At 71.1% G+C, this 3,316-nt stretch carries 5 protein-coding genes and 1 pseudogene; 4 read left to right on the forward strand and 2 right to left on the reverse strand.

Going from position 1 to position 3,316, the window contains the following annotated elements; all coding sequences use genetic code 11:
• Positions 1 to 464, reverse strand: a 464-nt coding sequence (locus tag GT030_RS21735) for an MFS transporter (RefSeq protein ID WP_161202540.1), incomplete at its 3' end; no start/stop codon positions are given.
• Between the two features lie 169 nt (positions 465 to 633).
• Here GT030_RS21735 and GT030_RS21740 point away from each other — a divergent pair.
• Complete coding sequence (locus tag GT030_RS21740) at positions 634 to 999, forward strand: STAS domain-containing protein (protein WP_161202541.1); 366 nt, start codon at positions 634 to 636, stop codon at positions 997 to 999.
• Here the strand turns inward: GT030_RS21740 and GT030_RS21745 are convergent.
• Complete coding sequence (locus GT030_RS21745) at positions 983 to 1,312, reverse strand: MHS family MFS transporter (protein ID WP_161202542.1); 330 nt, start codon at positions 1,310 to 1,312, stop codon at positions 983 to 985. The two genes, GT030_RS21740 and GT030_RS21745, sit on opposite strands and share 17 nt — an antisense overlap.
• Positions 1,313 to 1,384: 72 nt before the next feature.
• On the opposite strand from GT030_RS21745, the gene GT030_RS21750 reads away from it, so the two are divergent.
• The 3 genes and pseudogenes from GT030_RS21750 to GT030_RS21760 form a co-directional block, all read left to right on the forward strand.
• Entirely contained in the window at positions 1,385 to 2,293 is a 909-nt protein-coding gene (locus tag GT030_RS21750) for a sugar kinase (RefSeq protein ID WP_237522731.1), read from the forward strand.
• A gap of 4 nt (positions 2,294 to 2,297) precedes the next feature.
• On the forward strand, positions 2,298 to 3,044 hold the full coding sequence (locus GT030_RS21755; RefSeq protein WP_161202543.1) for an IclR family transcriptional regulator: 747 nt from the start codon (positions 2,298 to 2,300) through the stop codon (positions 3,042 to 3,044).
• Positions 3,032 to 3,316, forward strand: a pseudogene (locus GT030_RS21760) (2-dehydro-3-deoxyphosphogluconate aldolase); the annotation flags it as partial. The gene GT030_RS21755 and the pseudogene GT030_RS21760, both read left to right, overlap by 13 nt.

The raw sequence follows: 3,316 nt of genomic DNA on the forward strand, positions 1-3,316 counted from the left end.
GCCACGTACATCGGCACGGTCTGGGTGGCGCCGCCGACCGCGAAGCCCAGCAGCACGCGGGCGAGGGCCAGCCCGACCGCGTTGGGGGCGAAGGCGCAGGTCAGGCTGCCCGCGATGAAGATCCCGCAGATCAGCAGGATGGTGCGGTGCCGCCCGAAGCGCTCGCACAGCCGGCTGCACACCAGGGAACCGATCACCGCGCCGAGCAGGATGCCCGCCGCGATGGTCTCCTTCATGGTGCTGCCGATGTGGAACTCGTCGGAGATCTGGAGCAGCGCGCCGGAGGTGATGCCGGTGTCGTAGCCGTACAGCAGACCGCTGATCGCCGACACGACGGCCGCCATCAGCATGTGCCCGTTCAGGCCGCCCGCTCCTGCGCGGTCCGTCCGGCGGGTCTCCGCTGTTGTCCCTCTTTCGTGTGGCCCGCTCGGGCGGCGGTCGTCCACGCTCTGCACTGACACCATGATCCATTCCTTCGAATCCGGGTCTCTCGGTGCCCGGACTGGGACCGTCTGCCCTGATGAGAGCGGGTGATGCGCACGAAAGGGGCGGACCATACCAGCCGGCGACGCAGAGCGTGCGCACGGACACGCAATGTTGTCATGGGTCAAGCAATACGGAATGCTCGTGCGCATGTACTCCCAGCAACGGCACTGCGAGGGCGGAACGGGAGTGTCCGCCTCCGCCCAGTGGGGCTCGGTGTGGGTGATGGAGCTGTGCGGCGAACTCGACCTGGCCTTCATCGACCGCGTCGAGCGCGCCACCGCCGACGTCCTGCGGCTCTTCCCCGGCCCGCTCGTGTACGACCTCCGGCACCTGGGCTTCGCCGACTCCCTGCTCGTCAACCACCTTCTCGCCACCCGGCGGCAGCGCCCGGTCGGACTGATAGGCACCAACCGGTACGTGGACCGCATGCTCGAAGTCACCGGTACCGCCGCGGTGCTGCCCACCTTCGCCAGCCCGGAGGCCGCCGAGGCCGGGCTCACGCGCGCACGGTAGCGCCCTTGGTGCGCACCGGCGGGGGTCTCCGGCAGCCGCCAGGTGCACAGCGCGCCGGCGAGCCCGTCCGCCGCCATGTACGCGGCCAGATACCAGGGCCGGTCCCCGCCCCGCCGACCAGCAGAGTGGCGATGAAGGGCGAAGTCCCGGCGAACATCACGCCGTTGACCTCGCGCACGAAGACCAGCCCGCTGTAACGGACCTCGGTGGGCAGCGACTCGGCGGAGAAGGTGCCCGCGACCGCGAAGACCGAGTTCAGGAAGAGGGCGAACGCGACGGTGATCGCCATGTAGAGCCCTGCATGTTGCAACATTTGCACGCCTGTTGCGCGAGGGTTGCTAATGTTCTTCGCGGCCACAGCCGCATGTCAATGGAGGGGATGGCGATGACCGGAACGACGGTCTGCCTCGGCGAGACGATGGCGCAGGTCACCCCGGCCGACGGCGAAGGACTGGAACACAGCCGGGAGTTGCGGCTCGCCGTCGCGGGGGCCGAGTCGACGGTCGCGCAGTATCTGGCCGACCTGGGGCACCGGTCGGCGTGGGTGAGCCGGGTCGGGGACGACCCGCTCGGGCGGCGGATCGTCGCGGCTGTCGGTGGGCGCGGGGTGGAGGTCGGCGGGGTCCAGGTCGACCCGGAAGCGCCAACCGGCGTCTACTCCAAGGACCCTGGGCCGGACGGCACCCGTGTGCACTACTACCGGCGCGGGTCGGCGGCCGCACGGATGGGTCCCGCTGACGCCGAGCGCGTGGACCTGGCCGGGGCGCGGCTGCTGCATCTGACCGGGATCACGCCCGCGTTGTCGGCGGGGTGCGCGGAGCTGGTGGAGCTGCTGATGGACCGGGCCGCTCAGGCAGGGGTGTTGGTGTCCTTCGACGTGAATCACCGTCCCGCACTGTGGAGTTCGCTCGACGAGGCGGGTGTGGTGCTGCGTGACCTGGCCCGCCGGGCCGACCTCGTGTTCGTCGGCCGGGACGAGGGCGAGCGGCTGTGGGGAACCGCCACGGCGGAGGAGATCCACGCGCACCTCGCGCCCCGCGGCATGCTGGTCGTGAAGGACGGGGAGGTCGGCGCCACCGAATTCAGCGGCTCCGTAAGGGAGTTCGTACCCGCACCCGCGGTCGAGGTCATCGAGGCGGTCGGCGCCGGAGACGCCTTCGCCGCCGGATATCTCAGCGGATTCCTGCACGGGTCCGGCTCCGCCGAGCGGCTCGCCCTCGGGCACCGCCTCGCCGGGCGCACCCTGCGCAGTATCGAGGACTATGTGCCCGCCGATACCTTGCAAGGGAACTGACGCCATGTCACAGACGGTGAGACGGGCCATCGACATCCTGGAGTTCATCGCCCGTGGACCCCGTACCCAGACCGAGGTGGGCGACCACCTCGGCGTGCACCGGTCGACAGCGCTGCGCATCCTGGAGTCGCTGACCGAGGGCGGCCTGGCGCGGCGGCTGCCCGACGGGCGGTACGCGGTGGGGCACCGCCTGGCCGGACTCGCCCAGCTCGCCCTGGAGCAGTTCGGGCTCAAGGAGATCGCGGCCGGCCATCTGCGCACGCTGGGCGAACACTGCGGCCACACCGTGCACCTGGCCGCGCTGGAGGGCGGGCGGATCGTCTACGTCGACAAGATCGACCCGGTGGACGGAGTGCGTCTGTACTCCCAGATCGGCCGGCCCGTGACCCTGCACACCGCAGGCGTCGCCAAGGCGATCCTCGCCCACCTGCCGCGGCCCACCGCCGAAGCCCTGCTCGCCGGCTGCGACTTCGCCCCGCACACCGGCACCACGATCACCGACCCGGCCGCCTACCGGAAGGCGCTGGACGAGGCCCGCGCACGCGGCTTCGCCGTGGACGACGGCGAGTACGAGGACTACGTGAACTGCGTCGCCGTACCCGTACGGGACAGCGGCGGCGAGGTGATCGCGGCGGTCTCCGTGACCGCCCTCAAGGCGAAGGCGGACCTCACCGCGCTGGAGCGGGACGTGCTGCCCGAGCTGACCACCACCGCAGAGACGATCTCCAGGGAGCTGGGATGGCGACCGTGAACCCCCTGACCTTCGACCGGATCTTCGCCAAGGCGCCCGTGATGGCGATCCTGCGCGGGATGCCGCTCGACAAGTCCGTCGAACTGGCCACGCGCGCCTGGGACCTGGGCATCGAGTGCGTCGAGGTGCCGGTGCAGAGCCGGAAGGCCGCGGAGGTCCTCGCCGCCGTCGTGAAGGCGGGCGCCGAGCGGGGCAGGCCGGTCGGCGCGGGCACCGTCACCACGGCGGAGCGGCTGGCGTGGGCGGTTTCGGCCGGAGCGGCCTTCACCGTG

It is taken from the genome of Streptomyces sp. SID1328 (assembly GCF_009865595.1).
Taxonomy (GTDB): Bacteria; Actinomycetota; Actinomycetes; order Streptomycetales; family Streptomycetaceae; genus Streptomyces; species Streptomyces griseoluteus.

Excerpts from the sequence above, each read along its gene's own strand:
- GT030_RS21745 (WP_161202542.1), bottom strand. The coding sequence starts at position 1,312 with ATGTTGCAACATGCAGGGCTCTACATGGCGATCACCGTCGCGTTCGCC.
- GT030_RS21755 (WP_161202543.1), top strand. The coding sequence starts at position 2,298 with ATGTCACAGACGGTGAGACGGGCCATCGACATCCTGGAGTTCATCGCC.
- GT030_RS21740 (WP_161202541.1), top strand. The coding sequence starts at position 634 with ATGTACTCCCAGCAACGGCACTGCGAGGGCGGAACGGGAGTGTCCGCC.
- GT030_RS21750 (WP_237522731.1), top strand. The coding sequence starts at position 1,385 with ATGACCGGAACGACGGTCTGCCTCGGCGAGACGATGGCGCAGGTCACC.